11 protein-coding genes are annotated in these 17228 nt (G+C 44.5%); 5 read left to right on the plus strand and 6 right to left on the minus strand.

Annotated elements, in window-relative coordinates; genetic code table 11:
• Positions 1–33: 33 nt before the first annotated feature.
• A complete protein-coding gene (gene tet(34), locus R7P67_RS12880) occupies positions 34–498 on the minus strand; it encodes an oxytetracycline resistance phosphoribosyltransferase domain-containing protein Tet(34) (protein WP_005381590.1) in 465 nt (154 codons plus the stop codon).
• 264 nt (positions 499–762) lie between these two features.
• Positions 763–2052 carry an NCS2 family permease gene (locus R7P67_RS12885; RefSeq protein ID WP_005381592.1) on the minus strand — a complete coding sequence of 430 codons (1290 nt, stop codon included), beginning with the start codon at positions 2050–2052 and terminating at the stop codon, positions 763–765.
• A gap of 1023 nt (positions 2053–3075) precedes the next feature.
• On the opposite strand from R7P67_RS12885, the gene R7P67_RS12890 reads away from it, so the two are divergent.
• Complete coding sequence (locus R7P67_RS12890; protein WP_053350265.1) at positions 3076–4548, plus strand: aminoacyl-histidine dipeptidase; 1473 nt, start codon at positions 3076–3078, stop codon at positions 4546–4548.
• Between the two features lie 64 nt (positions 4549–4612).
• Here the strand turns inward: R7P67_RS12890 and R7P67_RS12895 are convergent, their stop codons facing one another.
• Complete coding sequence (locus R7P67_RS12895; RefSeq protein WP_054576938.1) at positions 4613–5152, minus strand: DUF3332 domain-containing protein; 540 nt, start codon at positions 5150–5152, stop codon at positions 4613–4615.
• 329 nt (positions 5153–5481) lie between these two features.
• On the opposite strand from R7P67_RS12895, the gene R7P67_RS12900 reads away from it, so the two are divergent.
• The 3 genes from R7P67_RS12900 (at position 5482) to R7P67_RS12910 (ending at position 9559) form a co-directional block, all read left to right on the plus strand.
• On the plus strand, positions 5482–6549 hold the full coding sequence (locus R7P67_RS12900; protein ID WP_017820600.1) for a succinylglutamate desuccinylase/aspartoacylase family protein: 1068 nt from the start codon (positions 5482–5484) through the stop codon (positions 6547–6549).
• 264 nt (positions 6550–6813) lie between these two features.
• Positions 6814–9000 (plus strand): TonB-dependent receptor domain-containing protein, encoded by a 2187-nt coding sequence (locus R7P67_RS12905; RefSeq protein ID WP_213874905.1) that lies wholly within the window; start codon positions 6814–6816, stop codon positions 8998–9000.
• Positions 9001–9118: 118 nt separating this feature from the next.
• Positions 9119–9559, plus strand: a complete 441-nt coding sequence (locus R7P67_RS12910) for a hypothetical protein (protein ID WP_005381599.1) — start codon at positions 9119–9121, stop codon at positions 9557–9559.
• Between the two features lie 90 nt (positions 9560–9649).
• On the opposite strand, the gene R7P67_RS12915 is transcribed toward R7P67_RS12910, so the two are convergent.
• Complete coding sequence (locus tag R7P67_RS12915; RefSeq protein ID WP_025998700.1) at positions 9650–9958, minus strand: DUF3622 domain-containing protein; 309 nt, start codon at positions 9956–9958, stop codon at positions 9650–9652.
• Positions 9959–10253: 295 nt separating this feature from the next.
• Positions 10254–14147 carry a phosphoribosylformylglycinamidine synthase gene (purL, locus tag R7P67_RS12920; RefSeq protein WP_137281754.1) on the minus strand — a complete coding sequence of 1298 codons (3894 nt, stop codon included), beginning with the start codon at positions 14145–14147 and terminating at the stop codon, positions 10254–10256.
• Between the two features lie 299 nt (positions 14148–14446).
• Here purL and mltF point away from each other — a divergent pair, with 299 nt between their 5' ends.
• Positions 14447–16024 (plus strand): membrane-bound lytic murein transglycosylase MltF, encoded by a 1578-nt coding sequence (gene mltF, locus R7P67_RS12925; RefSeq protein WP_031779069.1) that lies wholly within the window; start codon positions 14447–14449, stop codon positions 16022–16024.
• Between the two features lie 588 nt (positions 16025–16612).
• Here the strand turns inward: mltF and tadA are convergent.
• The gene (tadA, locus tag R7P67_RS12930) at positions 16613–17161 is read right to left on the minus strand and encodes a tRNA adenosine(34) deaminase TadA (RefSeq protein ID WP_213874906.1); all 549 of its coding nucleotides are present in this window, start codon (positions 17159–17161) and stop codon (positions 16613–16615) included.
• Positions 17162–17228: the final 67 nt, after the last annotated feature.

The following is a 17228-nucleotide window of genomic DNA, read 5'->3' on the forward strand; positions in this document are numbered from 1 at the left end:
AAAGGGGCATTTCTCAATATTCTTTAACCGCGCTTATTTTTGCTTGCGGTTTACTGGCTCAGCATACTGGATTGACATATCCCAAGGCTGCTCGATCCAAGTGTCTTGAGCAATATCTACAACGTAATCATCCAGCAGCTCTTTGCCTGATGGTTTCGCACACACAGCGATCATTTTCGCTTTTGGATACATCTCACGTAGTTTGCGCGCTGTATCACCACTGTCTACTAGGTCTTCAACGATTAGGTAACCTTCGCCATCACCTTCAGGTGCTTTTAGTACCGTCATGTCGCGCTGATGATCATGGTCGTAGCTTGAAATACAGATTGTATCAACGTAACGAATACCCAGTTCACGAGCCAAAATAGCGCCAGGAACCAAACCGCCGCGGCTTACCGCCCAAATTCCTTTCCATTGCTCAGCTGGCATTTGTTTTTCAGCCAGTTCACGGCAGTAAGTCTGCATTGCATCCCAAGTGATAATGAATTTTTTACTCATTGTAATAACCTAATAATTTGAAAATATGCATCCTCAAAATCTAGCGAAGTCACTCAAAAGCGGAATGCTCACTAACTTCTCCAAAATGTTTGGAGACGAGGATTTCAAGCTGCGCAAACGATTATTCTACCGAAACACACCGCTAATACCAACGGTGATATCAAAATTCTCTGCCTATTCCGCAGAAAAACCGTCTTCTGTGAACAACGTAAAAAAAGAAAAAGCCAGCGTGAATAAATCCACACTGGCTTTTTGCTCGAGAAATTAACCGACGAGGTATTTAACGATGAAGATGGCTGACATCACCCATACACTCATCGACACTTCACGGCCCTTACCGCTGAATAACTTGATCGCCGCGTATGCGATAAAGCCTAACGTGATACCTTCTGCAATCGAGAATGTTAGCGGCATAACTAAACAAGTCACAACAACTGGGGACGCTTCAGTTAGGTCACGCCAATCAATGCTTACTAGCCCAGACAGCATCAAGATCGCCACATAGAATAGCGCACCTGACGTTGCATAAGCAGGGATCATGCCCGCAAGTGGTGAGAACAATAGAGCAAGTAGGAAGAGTACACCAACAACCACGGCTGTTAGACCAGTACGCCCACCCGCAGCTACACCAGAAACGCTTTCAATATAAGATGTCGTGTTGGAGGTACCAAGTAATGCACCTACTGACGTTGCTGTTGAGTCTGCAAGTAACGCTTTGTTTAAACGAGGGATGTTACCATTCTCATCAGTTAGACCAGCTTTTTGAGAAACGCCAACGAGCGTCCCTGCGGTGTCAAATAAATCGACAAATAGGAAAGCAAATACGACGGAAATCATGCCTACTTCAAACAAACCAGAGAAATCCAGTTGCATGAAAGTTGGCGCAATGCTTGGTGGCGTTGACATAATACCGCCCCACTGCACATCACCAAATAGAAGACCAAGCGCTGTAACGCCAAGAATGGCGATCATCACCGCACCTTTCACACCACGGTGAACCAGTGCAATCGTAAGAAAGAAGCCAATCGCGGCCAATACAGATGGCAATGATGTGATCTCTCCCATAGAAACTAATGTCGCTGGGTTATCAACGACGATACCTGCATTTTTTAATGCGATAAACGCTAAGAAAAGACCAATACCAGCTGAAATACCTGTTCGTAGAGAATGCGGGATCGAGTTAATAATCCACTCACGGATCTTAAATACGCTTAAAAGAATGAACAGAAGGCCAGAAACAAATACAGCCGCCAACGCAACTTGCCACGTATAACCCATTCCCAATACAACAGAGTAAGTAAAAAATGCGTTCAGGCCCATTCCTGGTGCCTGTGCGATTGGGTAATTGGCAACAAATCCCATGATAAAACAGCCGATTGCGGCAGCAAGACAAGTCGCGACAAAAATGGCGCCACGGTCCATACCGGTATCCGACAGGATCGCTGGGTTTACAAAAATAATGTAAGCCATAGTTAGGAAGGTCGTAACACCTGCAATGATCTCAGTGCGCACATTTGTGCCATTTTCACTGAGTTTAAAAAGCCTCTCGAGCATGATCGAATCCTGTAAAGGTAAAAAGTAAACGGTTGCGTAATCGATTGGCGGGAATTATAAAGTTATCAAATAGCAAATTCTAGATAGAATCTTCACTCTAATGCGTTTTTTTTCTTTGGATATGAAACACATTCTCTAATCTATCAAAGCAAGTAAAGAAATATATTCTTATAAAACAATAGGTAACCCAGATAACACAGTTCTCTAAAAGAGAATAAAAACTGAGCAATGTACTAAACTTTCAGATGAAAATGGCCCATTTTAAACATGGTATCTAACAGATTTGATGGAAAAGTCGATAAAACCGAAGAATGGGGAATAGAAGAAGGCTTTGATGGCAATAAGTGAGTCAGGAAGAGAAAATAGAGATAAAAAAACGCCACCCAATTTGGGTGGCGGTGAATCATGTCAGCACTATCACTGAAAAAAAATTCCAATTTATAGGGGTGAACAAACTGTTCGAGTCACATGCGTTGACTTCACTTAGTAGCCAAAGCTTGTTGGGTATACAAAGTTACCGGTGTAAACAGACTTGCTATTCCAGAACATTGTACTTGGTAAACCTTTCATAACTATCACCTTTTAAATCAATTAAACATTCGTTGATTTCTCGGTTCCTTGGAGGCGATAAAACGGACTCATCCTTTGAGCATTTCATTCTTCTCTCAGAAGCTGGTTACAAATATACCACCAAGAAATTTAATTACAAGCATTTTAGTGATTGGAATCACAAAAAATACATAAATTGACCTTTATCAAAGTTTATATGTAATTAAATTACAATTTTATGAATTAAAAAATAAAGCCACTTTCAGAATGTATGATAGAGAACACATAGTGCTTGTTATTGTATTCACAAACTGTGACAGTTCTGAGAGAAATCCTTGTGATCGCGACTACTCGTACTCCATATCTGGTGGTATGCTAACGGCAATTTGAAGGCCAAATCGTCTAGCATTTAATGCTACCTTGACAACATTTTTACGGTATATATTTGGCAAAGCACATCAAAAGGAGTCCTCCGTGTCTGAGTTCCATTCTGAGATCAGTACCTTATCACCTGCTCCACTTTGGCAGTTTTTCGATAAGATTTGTTCTATCCCTCATCCATCGAAACATGAAGAAGCATTAGCACAGTACATTATCAACTGGGCAACAGAGCAAGGCTTTGACGTTCGCCGTGATCCAACCGGTAACGTGTTCATCAAAAAGCCCGCGACACCAGGAATGGAAAATAAGAAGGCTGTTGTACTTCAAGCACACATCGACATGGTGCCGCAGAAAAACGAAGACACTGAACACGACTTCACCAAAGATCCAATCCAACCTTACATCGATGGCGAATGGGTAACTGCGAAAGGCACGACGCTTGGTGCAGATAACGGTATTGGTATGGCTTCTTGCCTTGCTGTATTGGCATCTAAAGATATTAAGCACGGTCCACTCGAAGTTCTGCTGACGATTGATGAAGAAGCAGGCATGACTGGCGCATTTGGCCTTGAAGCTGGTTGGTTAGAGGGTGAGATTCTTCTAAATACAGACTCTGAGCAAGAAGGCGAAGTCTACATGGGTTGTGCAGGTGGCGTTGATGGCACCATGACTTTCGATATTTCTCGAGAATCAACGCCTGCAGGTTTTGTAACACGCCAACTGACGCTGAAAGGCCTAAAAGGTGGTCACTCAGGTTGTGACATTCACACAGGTCGCGGTAATGCCAACAAATTACTTGGTCGTTTCCTTGCCGGTCATGCTCAAGAGCTTGATTTACGTTTAGTCGAATTCCGTGGCGGTAGCTTACGTAATGCAATCCCTCGCGAAGCGTTTGTTACTGTCGCGCTTCCTGTCGAAAACCAAGACAAGCTTGCTGAGCTGTTCAACCACTACACTGAGCTGCTTAAAACTGAATTGGGTAAAATCGAAACAGGTATCGTAACCTTTAATGAAGTGATCACGACTGACGCGCAAGTATTTTCAATCGCCGATCAGCAACGATTCATTGCGGCACTTAACGCTTGTCCAAACGGTGTAATCCGTATGAGTGATGAGGTGGAAGGCGTTGTTGAAACTTCTCTAAACGTTGGTGTGATCAGCACAGAAGAAAATAAAGTCACCGTGCTTTGCTTGATTCGTTCTCTCATTGACTCTGGCCGTAGCCAAGTGGAAAGCATGCTGCGCTCGATTACTGAGCTAGCTGGCGCACAAATTCAGTTCTCAGGCGCTTACCCTGGCTGGAAGCCAGATGCAGATTCCGAGATCATGGCAATTTTCCGTGATATGTATGAAGGCATTTACGGTCATAAGCCGAACATCATGGTCATCCATGCTGGTCTTGAGTGTGGCCTATTTAAAGAACCATACCCACACATGGATATGGTTTCTTTCGGTCCAACAATAAAATTCCCTCACTCTCCAGATGAGAAAGTGAAGATTGATACTGTTCAGTTGTACTGGGAACAGATGGTCGCGCTTTTAGAAGCGATTCCAGAGAAAGCATAATTCAATCACGAAAAACGACAAAGGGTGCCATACGGCACCCTTTTTTTGGTTTAGTTGAACCCAACTACACACGGTTTTGCGCGTAAGCGGCTAACTCATCCATTGAGGTTTGTGCAGCAACTTCACCATCAATGTAGTAAGTAACAAACTCACCATCGCGTACACCCATGAGTGTCGCCTTTTCACCGTTGCTGTAAGTAATATCCATTTGAACAGTGTTCTCATCGATTTGCTGCATTCGCCCCTGCTCAATGACACGGTTATACGCTAATGGTGCAATTGGTGCCGTCGTTAACGATTTATCTAACTGGTGATTGACATCAATGTAAGTATCTACCTTTGTATCGAAGATATGTGGCTTACCATTTAACGGGTTCTTACCCGTCCAAAATTCTAGAGAGTTAAACACGATATAATCCGCTGCGATCGCGACACCATAAACAGGCGCTAAAAGCATATTTAGGCCACCTCGAGCGTAACGGTTGTCAACAGCTTTCAAGTTAAACCCCATGACATAACCTGTCACGGCATTACTACCTACGCAACCTGAAAGTGAAACTGCTACCGCAGTCAATGCACCAATTTTAGCAATTGCCTTTTTCATCAAAACCTCTAGTTAGAAAGTGTGAAACCTCAAATTCGGCGCGGATATTATCGGATAAAAAGTAGGGTTAAAAGTCCGTTTTTTTGTCCTCATGAACAGTATTATTTTTAGTACAGTCACATTTTTTAAGGCTATTATTGCGCTCTCTTCTCTATGTCTTGTTATGTATTAAACTGATAGAAAAGATCATATTGAAAACAAAAACTTCACACATACCAAAATTTCACGCATGACGATTAAAGTAATTTGTCGTGTCCTTAATGAGAATGATTAGTGCGATTTTGCAGCAATTGTTACATTGCTGATGACGCATTTGACAGAGATGGTTTATGGCCAGAAGTAAAAAAAGCAAAGTGTTTGAGCTCTTAGGACATCAAATACAACCAGGGCAACGATTAGAGATCGAATTTGAAGCAGCGAAGCTATATACACATTCGCCTTTATCTATTCCTGTGGAAATCATCCATGGGAAACAAGAAGGACCAGTGTTAATGGTGAATGCTGCTATCCATGGTGATGAGCTTAATGGCGTAGAAATCGTTCGTCAGATCATTAACCAACTGGATCCACAAAAACTGAAAGGCACTGTCATTGCAGTACCTATCGTTAACGTTTTTGGTTTCATCCATAAATCTCGTTACTTGCCCGACCGACGAGATCTCAACCGTTGCTTTCCTGGCAGTGAAAAAGGCGCACTTGCATCTCGTATGGCACACGGGTTCTTTAACAACATTGCCAAGCGTTGTGACTACATTTTGGATCTACACACAGGGGCAATTCATCGCACGAACTTGCCACAGATCCGCGCAAACTTAAGCAACCCAGAAACTCTGCGTATTGCTCAAGCATTTGCAACGCCAGTGATTGTTGATTCAGCATTGCGTGATGGCTCTTTACGCAGTGAAGCAGAAAAATGCGATATTCCAGTGCTCACCTACGAGGCTGGCGAAGCATTGCGTTTTGATCCACTTTCGATAAGCGCTGGTGTACTCGGGGTTCGGCGCGTAATGCAAGCCATTGGTATGTTGCGTGCGAGCAGGAAAAAGCTGCCTGAGCCTATCATAGCGAAGTCCACCAGCTGGGTTCGCGCGTCAGGTAACGGCATTTTGCGTACTGTCGTTAATCTGGGAGACAAAGTAGAACAGGGTGAAACGCTCGCTTATATTAGCTCTCCTCTTGGTCATGATGAGATAGAACTAAAAGCCCCGAAGCGTGGTTTAGTTATCGGTCAACAAACATTACCATTGGTGAACGAAGGCGATGCAATTTTCCACCTTGCCTATTTTAACCAAGGTGATAATGCTTTAGAGCAAGCAGTCGAAAGCTATATTGAAGGCCTCACTGAATTCGATGCCGAGCCGCTGACAACCGGACAGATACCGTTAGAAACTCAGTAATTCCTACCAAGTAGGCGCCTGATTAGCTCAAAAGGAGCAACAGTGCTCGCACTATCTTGTTTAAAGCCAATAAGCTCAGCGTCCATGATGCTGGGCTTTTTGTTTTACGTACGCTAACGATACTTATCGTAGTTTCCAAGAATGGATAAAAAACTTTACAATCCGTCGCAAAAACACATTTGATAATTAATCTCATTATCATTTATTAATCGTAATAATGTTCTTATAATCCCAGCTTCATAAAAAACACTATAAATCATCAATATGAAACGATTAAAAAGTCATCCATTCAAAGTAAATCTCATTTCACTGGCTTTGCTCTTCCCTCTTTATTCATATGCCGAGACAGCGCCAAATGAAGAGCTTGAAGTCATAGGCGTTCGTTATGCCAAACCTATTACCATTGCTGAGCCTGCGCAAACCACCATTAATTGGTCAGAGATTGAAGAGCAACAGTACTCTAATTTTGCCTCAATGATCGATGCCGTTCCCGGTGCATCAATAGATGGTGGCGGTCGTTCTGGTGGCGAACGTATTAACATTCGTGGTTTTGATGATCCAAGCGATATCGCCGTGTTTGTCGATGGCGCTCCAATTGGCTTTCAACAATACCGCTACGGTACCTTCTTTTTTGATCCGTTCTTAATTGGCGAAGCAGAAATTATCAAGGGCGCGCACGACTATCGAGCACTCAACGGGAAGTTTGGTGGCTCCATTCGCATTAAAACCAAAAGTGTCGATGATCTCCTGTACGGCGACAGAAACTTTGGTGCTCGCATCTCAAGTGCATACAACACCAACGGCGATGAGAACGCCTACACGCTAACACTCTATGGTAAAAACGATACTGGTTTTTATTTTCTAGCGAATGGCTCGGTAAAAGATTCTGATGACATTAAAGTCGGAGGTGGTGAAACGCTGGATTACTCAGGTTATGAGCAAGAAAACATGCTCGTAAAGGTCGGTTATGAAAACAACGATCACGAGTTTGAAATTAGCCACACTCGCTACAAAGATGAAGGTCGTAAACCTTGGGCTAACCGCCGCGGAAAAATGCCTAACATCACCGAATACAATATCAAGAAATACGGCTCATTAGAAAAAGCCCAATACGCTTACACCGTCGATAACAAATACACGGACAACACCACGACCATCTCTTACCACTACATGCCGACTAACCCGTATATTGATTTCAATATCAAAATGGCACGTTCCGAAAACGATCGTCATTGGGTTCGCCCTGACGTAGCATTCGAGAAAATGTTCGTTTCTGTTGGCAGTTACGGTCATGAGTCATGGCTGAGTTACGAGCGTGACTACGTTGATGTGTTTAACCAAGCACAATTCGGAGACCACACTCTAATCACTGGGCTTCAATATCAAAAAACCGATAGAGACTCGTTAGTATTCAACGCATCATACGACAGTAATGAAGCAAAAAATTACGGTTGGTACACCCCTTACTACGAACCATCTGGCACGCAGTCAATTTATGCCGCTTACATTGCTGATCACTATCAAGCAACAGACCGCCTAACAATCACACCTTCTCTGCGTTACGAATACATCAAGAGTGAAGGAAAAGGGAACGCAGCGCCGGATTATAATGATCCAGCTGCCGGACATAACTACGGTGAAACGACGCATAAAGGCTTTAGCCCACGTTTGGATATCGACTTTGATGCGAGCAATAATACGCGTTTAAACGCCTCCTACGCCTACGCTTTAAAAGCACCAACCGTTGATAACATCTACTCAGTGCAATATGCGCGAGCTACCGCTACGGCTACTGCTTTGAATCTGGACGTGTCTCGTATCCATGCTTATCAAGCAAGCGTTATCAACTTAACGGAAGGGCTGGTGAACTCTCGCGATAACCTCGCAACAGAGTTAACTATGTTCTATAACGATGTTAGCGACACAGTTGATATACGAACGGGCGAAAACCTCGACAAAAATACTACTGAGTTACAAAGCTGGAATACAAACCTAGATGGCTTTAAAAACTATGGCTTTGAGCTAATTTCACAATACCGGATTGAAGATTTCTACAGTAATTTCTCAGCAAGTTACATTCGCGGCAAAAACAAAGGTAGCCTATCTGACTCTACAGGTTCAGATGATGATCATCCTGATGTACCGCCATTAAACATTAATCTGGGTTTAGGTTACGAATGGATTCCTGGTTTACGTACGGGCTGGGAAGTCCGTTGGTATGATGCGCAAACCAAAACCAAGGCAAGCGGTAACAATTTAAAAGTGAAATCGCCAAGTGAGCAATACACGCTACAAAACGCTTACGTGGTTTGGGAGATACAACAAGTCGAAGGCTTGAGCGTTGGCGCGGTTGTGAAAAACTTAACCGATCGTTACTACGAAGCATACCTATCTAATGGCGTGCCTTCGCCTGGTCGTGAAGTCAAACTGCACCTCACTTATCAATACTAACCATACCTAAAAGATGCAGGGCAGACATTAACTGCCCTGTTATATCGTATCCAATGGCTATAATTGCACGCCGTTTTATTTATCAGTATTATCATTTCCTTTTGCTTGTATACACATTATGAACAATCTAAAAACACGGCTTCTTCTGATTTGCTTCTTCCCTGTAGGTAGCCTAGCGCAAGCTTCTGAGAACATTGCAGACTACTTACAAGAGCAAAGCAAGCACCAAGTTTCAGAAGATTTTTACGCACAGCCAACAGCAAATAACCTGAATCTAGATGCAAAAACTAACTCTTTAACTTGGCACGAAGATGGTAAGCCGGATCACTGTCGTTACGCCAAGCAGCCCAAAGACGTCGCAACACATTTCGACTACGGTGAAGCAAACGATCTATCTGACGGCTTACAACACTTTGATTTACCGGAAAGACATTCTGCAAAGGTCAAATCGACACATCGCACTTATGCTAATAACCCTCACCTTCTTCCTGGCAATAAACAATTTGCAGCCCCTGAAGACGGCACGTTTAGCTTGTCCGTATCGTCGGATTGTTTTTAGCCGATATAAATAAAAAATGCCCTGAGACAAAACTCAGGGCATTTTCACTATTTGTTTGATGGGTAACGTCACCATCTCACCGATTTAAACTTATTCTTCGTCAGTGTCTACTTCGGTTTCACGTGCTTTGCGGGCTTCTTCTTTACGAACTTTTGCCGCTAGTTGTTCTGCTTCACGCTCTTGACGTTGCGCTGCTTTACGCTCGTTACGAACCACTTGGTTTTGGATAAATCCAGCCAGTTCTTGTTCAGCCCAAGCTTGTGCTTTCTCTTCGCTGTCAAAGCCTGTTTCACGCTTTGATACTACAGTCTTACGAGATGTCACTTGGCGAGTGATTTCTGCGCTCCAGCCGTTACGTTTTTCAGTGACGCGGATAGCAAATTTTGGATTCTTAGACATTTCTTTCATTTCCTAAGGGATTTAGGGATCAATCAGGGATTCGGTCAACTTGATAACTCCATCTAAGCTGAGCTGTTTAACACCATCCCTTGGTAAGCGCGGTATTAGAGCATAAAAGTAATCTAAACGCTGCAAGTTTTTTACGCTAGATAATAGATGACAAAGAAGAGGCAGAACAAAGCAACGTTTCGCCAAGTCACTAGAAAGAGCGACGAAGAAAAAAGAGTGATAAGAAAAAAGAAAGCGCTGGTCTCTCAACCAACGCTTTACTTAAGCTAGATTAACCTTTGGTTAATTAACCGATATTCTTACGGGCATTTTGGAACATACGCATCCAAGCGCCATTTTCACCCCAACCTTCCGGAGCCCAAGAATTTGCAACTGTGCGGAATACGCGCTCTGGGTGAGGCATCATGATAGTTACGCGACCGTCTGCTGTTGTTAAACCGGTAATCGCATTTGGCGAACCATTCGGGTTGTTCGGGTATTGTTGTGTTGGGTTACCGAGGTTATCCACGTAACGAACCGCAACCGTACCTGATGCTTCAATCGCTGCTAGGTGCTCTGCATCACGTACTTCTACACGCCCTTCACCGTGGGAAACCGCGATTGGCATGCGCGAACCAGCCATTCCGTCGAAGAATACAGAATCAGATTTCTGAACTTCAACTAGACTAAAGCGCGCTTCAAAACGCTCAGATTCGTTGCGCACAAAACGTGGCCACAAGTCTGCACCTGGGATCAGCTCTTTCAGGTTTGATAGCATCTGACAACCGTTACATACACCTAAAGAGAACGTCTCTTCACGGTTGAAGAAGGCTTGGAACTGTTCACGAGCTTGTGCGTTAAACAGGATAGACTTAGCCCAACCTTCACCCGCACCTAGTACGTCGCCGTAAGAGAAGCCACCACAAGCTACTAGGCCATGGTATTCATCCAGTACCGCTTGGCCTGTTAGGATATCGCTCATATGGATGTCGGTTGCTTCAAAACCAGCTCTGTCAAACGCTGCTGCCATTTCGACGTGGGAGTTAACGCCCTGCTCACGTAGAATTGCCATCTTAGGTTTAGCACCTTTCGCAATGTACGGTGCTGCAACGTCTTCATTTACGTCGAAGCTGAGCTTAACGTTTAGACCTGGGTCAGAGTTGTCTTTCTTAGCTTCGTGCTCTTGGTCTGCACACGCTGGGTTATCACGTAGACTTTGCATCTTATGCGTTGTTTCAGCCCAGATAACGCGTAGTTCGGTACGTGAACGTTCAAGCACAACTGCATCACCAGAAGTGATAACAAAGTCGTCTGAAGCTTCAACAGAACCAATCACATGTGAGCATGCCTCTAAGCCGTTTGCCGCCAGAGTAGATAGAACTGAATCTAGATCATCATTCTTAACTTGAACAACCGCACCTAGCTCTTCGTTAAATAGAACGGCTAGCGCATCATCACCCAGCTCTGCGATGTTCGCTTTTACGCCACAGTGACCCGCGAACGCCATCTCAGCCAGTGTAACAAAAAGACCGCCGTCGCCTTTATCGTGGTAAGCCACTAGCTTGTCATCACGTACTAACGCTTGCATTGCATCAAAGAAGCCTTTTAGCTGCTCTGCATTATCTACGTCAGCAGGTTTGTCACCCAGCTGTTTGTATACTTGTGCCAATGCTGTCGCACCTAAGCGGTTTTTGCCGTTACCCAAGTCAACAAGAACTAGAGAAGTCTTTCCTTTGTCAGTGCGTAGTTGTGGAGTCACGGTCTTACGTACGTCTTCCACACGACCAAATGCCGTGATAACTAACGACAGTGGAGAAGTGACTTCTTTGCTCTCGCCGTTTTCTTCCCACTTGGTTTTCATCGACATGGAGTCTTTACCAACTGGGATAGTCAAACCTAACGCAGGACACAATTCTTCACCAACCGCTTTCACTGCTTCGTAAAGACCCGCATCTTCACCTGGGTGACCCGCTGGAGACATCCAGTTCGCAGACAGTTTAATGTGTTTAATATCACCGATGTCTGTTGCCGCAATGTTCGTTAGTGACTCACCAACGGCTAGGCGAGCCGATGCTCCAAAGTCTAGTAATGCCACTGGCGTGCGCTCACCCATCGACATTGCTTCGCCATGGTAAGTGTCGTAGCTTGCCGCTGTTACTGCACAGTTTGCTACTGGTACCTGCCAAGGACCAACCATTTGATCACGAGCAACCAGACCCGTTACTGTTCGGTCACCGATAGTAATTAGGAATGTTTTTTCTGCAACAGCAGGAAGACGAAGTACGCGATCCACCGCTTCATTAAGCTCAATACCATCACGAACAATGGCAGGGCTTTCCACTTTTAGTGTGGTTGCGTCACGGTGCATCTTCGGTGGCTTACCAAGCAGGATATCCATCGGCATATCGATCGGCGTATTGTCAAAGTGAGAATCTTCTAGCGTTAGATGACGCTCTTCTGTTGCTACACCCACCACTGCATACGGTGCGCGTTCACGCTTACAGATTGCGTCGAATGCTTCCATGTTTTCTGGCGCTACCGCTAGAACGTAACGTTCCTGTGATTCGTTACACCAGATTTCCAGTGGGCTCATGCCTGGCTCATCGTTTGGTACATCGCGTAATTGGAACTTACCGCCACGCTCACCGTCGTCGACAAGTTCAGGCAATGCGTTAGAGATACCGCCTGCACCCACATCGTGGATAAATGCGATTGGGTTGTCGTCGCCTAACTGCCAACAACGGTCGATCACTTCCTGACAGCGACGTTCCATCTCTGGGTTTTCACGCTGTACTGAAGCAAAGTCCAGATCTTCTGCTGACTGACCAGATGCCATTGAGGACGCCGCGCCACCACCAAGACCGATGTTCATTGCCGGACCACCAAGTACGATGAGGCTCGCACCCACTGGAATCTCTTTCTTCTGTACGTGTTCATCGCGGATGTTACCCATACCACCAGCAATCATGATTGGTTTGTGGTAACCACGAATTTCTTCACCCGCATGAGAAGTGACTTTTTCTTCGTAAGTACGGAAGTAACCCAATAGATTTGGACGACCAAATTCGTTGTTGAATGCCGCGCCGCCAAGAGGACCTTCAAGCATGATGTCTAACGCATTCACAATACGACCCGGCTTGCCGAAGTCGGTTTCCCATGGCTGTTCAAAACCAGGAATACGTAAGTTAGAGGTTGTAAAACCAACCAGACCCGCTTTTGGCTTACCGCCGATACCCGTCGCGCCTTCGTCACGAATTTCACCGCCTGAGCCAGTCGATGCGCCCGGCCACGGAGAGATTGCCGTTGGGTGGTTGTGCGTTTCTACCTTCATCAAGATGTGCGTATCTTCATGGTGGTACGTGTATTGACGAGATTTAGGGTCAGGGAAGAAACGCCCCGCTTTAGAACCTGTCATAACGGCTGCGTTGTCTTTGTATGCAGACAGCACATAGTCAGGTGTCGTTTCAAAAGTGTTTTTGATCATTTTGAACAAAGACTTAGGTTGATCTACCCCGTCGATAGTCCAATCTGCGTTAAAAATTTTGTGGCGACAATGCTCTGAGTTCGCCTGAGCAAACATCATCAATTCAATGTCGTTTGGGTTACGCCCAAGCTTAGTAAAGTTCTCTACCAAGTAATCAATTTCATCTTCTGCGAGTGCCAAGCCAAGGGAAACGTTTGCCTCTTCAAGCGCAAGACGACCGCCAGCTAAGATATCAACATGTGCGACAGGCTTAGGCTCTGCAACAGTAAATAATGCTGATGCGGCTTCAAATTCTGTGAATACTGTTTCCATCATACGGTCGTGAATTAACGCTTTAACAGCGTCAGCTTGAGCTTCTGATAGAACAACTGAAGATTCGACATAATAAGCCGTACCACGCTCTAGACGTTTCACTTTATCCAGACCACAGTTAACAGCGATATCGGTAGATTTAGAAGACCAAGGCGAGATAGTGCCAGGACGAGGCGTGACAAGAAGTAGAAGACCTTCAGGCTCATGCTCTTCGATGGTTGGGCCGTAAGTTAGTAACTTTTCAAGTTTTTCTAACTCTTGGTCATCAAGGTCTGACTTTAGATCGGCAAAGTGCATAAACTCGGCATAAATGCCAGTTACAGGCAGATCTTGTTCACGACAAAGTTCCAGTAGTTTATTAACACGAAACTCAGAAAGAGCTGGGGAGCCACGCAAAATTCTCATGTGCTTAGGTCTCTTATGCAATTGATTAAGGTGATATTGGAATAAATTCAGACACTTAAAATAAGCCCTGTCGAACCTATGCCGATTCCACCTCGTCATTGCGAGCGCATTATATAGTAATTGTTTTTGTGATGTAACACCAAAAGCAACCGTTTGCGTCATTTTTTTTGTCAAATTTGAATTACAACTAAAATGTCGATAAAACACACAATGTCACGTTATAAGTGTGTGATTCACTTTGCCCCATGAGCTCGCTTTGATATAAAGGCAAATAGAAATTTTCCAAGATGTACCTATTAATGCAAATAAGTCACTTCAACCGGCTCAAGCGCAGTGCTCTAATTTTAGTTTCTGTTCTTTTGCTCTCAGCTTGCCAGATTGAGTCGGAGCCCAAAAGTGAATTTGAAAAAATTCAAGAACGTGGTGTGCTTCGTGTTGGCACGCTAAACAATCAGCTTTCCTACTACATAGGTCCCGATGGTCCCGCAGGGTTGGATTACGAATTGGCGCGTCAGTTTGCGGAACAGCTCGGCGTCAAACTCGAGATTAAACCAGCCTTTCGCCAGGCTGAGCTTTTTCCTGCTCTTAAGAAAGGAGATATCGATATCATCGCTACGGGTTTAAATCAAACGTCACAAGCAGTCAAACGATTTAGACCAGGCCCGGCCTATTATTATGTAAGCCAACAAGTGGTATATAAAAAAGGGCAACTTCGACCACGAGATATCGAACAACTCATTGAATACCAAGCCTCGAAAGACGACGAGTCCGACGAAGATACAAATGCAGGCGCTCAAACATTAAAGATCGTTGAACAATCGCAATATGTTCCGACCCTAACAGCGTTAAAGAAGCAGTATCCAGAACTTCAGTTTGAAATTGTTGGTGATGCTGACACGAGAGACTTACTCAAATACGTATCGACGGGTGAGTTACGTTTTACTGTGACTGATTCGGTAGAACTTTCCCTAGCTCAACGCCTTTACCCCGATCTTGCGCTCGCGTTTGAACTTACAGAAGATCAACCAGTGTCTTGGTTTACTCGACGTTCTGAAGACGAAAGCTTGTATGCGATGCTGATAGAGTTTTTCGGTAACATCAAACAATCAGGAGAACTGTCCACTCTCGAAGAAAAGTACATTGGTCATATTGAAGCATTTGACTACGTTGATACTCGCGCATTCATTCGAGCTCTGGATGACAAATTGCCTAAATGGGCACCTTTATTCCAAAAATACAGCGAAGAGTTCGACTGGCGATTAATTGCAGCATTGGCTTATCAAGAGTCACACTGGAAACCAACAGCAAAATCGCCAACGGGTGTTAGGGGGATGATGATGCTTACTCTGCCAACAGCGAAAAGCGTCGGGGTAACAAACCGTTTAGACCCTGAGCAATCTGTTCGTGGTGGTGTCGAGTACTTACGTCGTATTGTAAGTCGCGTGCCTGATAGCATTAACGAGCATGAAAAAATATGGTTTGCGTTAGCTTCATACAATATTGGTTACGGCCACATGATGGACGCACGACGACTCACCAAAGCACAAGGTGGCGATCCGAACGCTTGGGCCGATGTAAAAGATAGGCTGCCTTTACTGCGTCAGAAGCGCTATTACAGCCAAACTCGCTATGGGTACGCCAGAGGCGATGAAGCGCGTAATTACGTAGAAAATATTCGACGTTACTACCAATCCATCATTGGTCATGTCAGCCAACAGCCAGCGATTGATGAGAATAGCGATGACTTACAAGTGATTCCGCCGCTCAACCCCGACATTTTGATATCGGGCGCAGTAGAGACCGTCGTAGAACAAGTCTCTGGCGCTTCTGACGTCACGGTTGAAGAAGACACCGAACAAGAAAGCATTGAAGAATAAACCCGCGGTAAACTAAAAAATGACGAGCCTATGAAGCTCGTCATTTTTGTTGAGTCCTAACGAAAACTTATCTAGACTCCAATATTCTGAGTGACACCAACCACACTCAACCATTCCTTTGGTTGGTCGCCTTTTCTTCATCGTTAGTAAAACTGATTGCTTTGTAACAGATTACTTTACAACCACATGGTTTAGCTCACTTGATGAAGCGGCGCTTTCGGCTACACTCTGCCGAAATAACGTCACTCCTATTATTAAGCATCGTATTGAAATTGTTTGCTGGCTCTGTGCAATGCAGAAGTCAAATGAAGAACGTTTAAACCATACAATGTTTAGTGCGATTATCGAGCCTATTGCCAAGCATCGATGAGCCGCACTTTACTGGTATAAGTCTTGTCTGCAGGAGGTTTTGAATATGAGAAGACGTAGAGTGCAGTCAAAGCGTTTAAATAACACAGTAGCTGCTATCCGACGTAAACGTAAACTGACATGTATGAAAAAGAAAGTAAGTTCACGTAATCGTGTTTTTGTACATTTAGTCAATCACTAGTGCGTCCAAGCAAACATCTACCACGTTGTAGGTGTTTGCTAGCTCTCACTACTCCTACTACCTTGTTCGCTCTCTCCATTTTCTAATGCTTTTTGTGCTTGCTTCTTCGCTTTAATTTCCTTTCGGCGGCGCTTAAAAAACGCTTGTAGCTGAGTACGGCACTCATCTTCTAGCAGCCCCTTTTCAACTAAGGCGTAATGGTAAGCGGCTTGGCTTTCAAACAAATTAAGCACTGTTCCTGCTGCTCCAGCTTTTAAATCTGGCGCTCCAAAAACAACCCGCTTAACGCGGCTATGCAATAAGGCTCCGGCACACATTGGGCATGGCTCAAGTGTTACATATAACGTCGTATCCAGAAGGCGGTAATTTTCTAGCTTTTGGCCTGCTTTACGCAGCGTTTGGATCTCAGCATGTGCGGTAGCGTCATTAGTACCAATAGAGCGATTCCACCCCTCAGCGATAATTTCACCATCTTTGACAAGCACTGCGCCAACAGGTACTTCCCCCTCAGCTTCTGCTTGCTCAGCAAGCTCCATCGCTCTGCGCATAAACAATTCATCTTGAGGGGAAAACGGATGGTTAGACAAAGGAGGCTCCAAAGAAACAAAAAACGATTGAAGTCAGGAATTTTATCACCAACTTCGGTTTCACTAC

It is taken from the genome of Vibrio sp. Vb0937 (assembly GCF_033338855.1).

Excerpts from the sequence above, each read along its gene's own strand:
- R7P67_RS12885 (WP_005381592.1), bottom strand. The coding sequence starts at position 2,052 with ATGCTCGAGAGGCTTTTTAAACTCAGTGAAAATGGCACAAATGTGCGC.
- R7P67_RS12895 (WP_054576938.1), bottom strand. The coding sequence starts at position 5,152 with ATGAAAAAGGCAATTGCTAAAATTGGTGCATTGACTGCGGTAGCAGTT.
- R7P67_RS12900 (WP_017820600.1), top strand. The coding sequence starts at position 5,482 with ATGGCCAGAAGTAAAAAAAGCAAAGTGTTTGAGCTCTTAGGACATCAA.
- R7P67_RS12905 (WP_213874905.1), top strand. The coding sequence starts at position 6,814 with ATGAAACGATTAAAAAGTCATCCATTCAAAGTAAATCTCATTTCACTG.
- R7P67_RS12910 (WP_005381599.1), top strand. The coding sequence starts at position 9,119 with ATGAACAATCTAAAAACACGGCTTCTTCTGATTTGCTTCTTCCCTGTA.
- R7P67_RS12915 (WP_025998700.1), bottom strand. The coding sequence starts at position 9,958 with ATGTCTAAGAATCCAAAATTTGCTATCCGCGTCACTGAAAAACGTAAC.
- purL (WP_137281754.1), bottom strand. The coding sequence starts at position 14,147 with ATGAGAATTTTGCGTGGCTCCCCAGCTCTTTCTGAGTTTCGTGTTAAT.
- mltF (WP_031779069.1), top strand. The coding sequence starts at position 14,447 with ATGCAAATAAGTCACTTCAACCGGCTCAAGCGCAGTGCTCTAATTTTA.